Raw genomic sequence first — 748 nt, forward strand, 5'->3', positions numbered from 1 at the left:
AGTTGGTCAGTTTGCGATTGTTGACGACGACGAGAATATCGTAGTCGGAGCGATAGCCCTTGCCGGTGTGCTCCTCGTCGACCCAGTCACCACGCCCGTATGAGCCGAACAAAATGACCTTGAGGATCCGGCCCTTCTTCTTGAACTCCGCCTCCCCTGCCGCCAGTGCATCCTCGAATTCTTCGCGCAGGATGTCGAGCGCTCGCGCAAGCTGCTGGCGCTTCGATTCCGGCAGGTGATCGAGGCTTGTCTTCATCATCGTCTTGGGCGTGCTTTCAAATCAGAACTGGTTGGTCGATTCTATACGCTCGATGCACGAACGCAACCCAAACGGGTTTCTTTCCTACTACGTTGTTGGCCCTGGTCATTGTTATTCGGAACGCATCGGCCGGGGCAGTCGGTCCCGCTTCCCCTTCGGACCACTGACGTTGAAGCTCCTGCGGCGGCCCTTTTTCGTCCTCTCGCTTGGCGCGAATTCCCGCTTTCCCGCGCTCGCACGTCGCGATGCTGAAAGCTCCGATACGCTTCTTTCTTCGTGGAGCGATCCTGCGGGATATGTATCGATGCCTCCATGGCAATGATCCGCAGGCGGGGCGCATTTTCAATGGCGCCACCGCGATACTGGCGTGCGGATAGATCGTGGGTTTCCGCTGGCGTTTCGCCCACGACGATCCGCCGGATAGGGAAAGCCTTCAACCAGCGGCCCCATCTCACTGAGACGTTCAAGCTTTCCAGGAATCCTTGTTCG

Annotated in this window: 1 protein-coding gene; it reads right to left on the reverse strand. The window is 58.0% G+C overall.

Annotated features, from left to right (window positions below; translation table 11 throughout):
* Nucleotides 1-256, reverse strand: a 256-nt coding sequence (locus C6558_RS38845) for a nucleotidyltransferase domain-containing protein (RefSeq protein WP_199197129.1), incomplete at its 3' end; no start/stop codon positions are given.
* Nucleotides 257-748: the final 492 nt, after the last annotated feature.

The organism is Ensifer sp. NM-2 (assembly GCF_003024455.1).
Classification (GTDB): domain Bacteria; phylum Pseudomonadota; class Alphaproteobacteria; order Rhizobiales; family Rhizobiaceae; genus Ensifer; species Ensifer canadensis.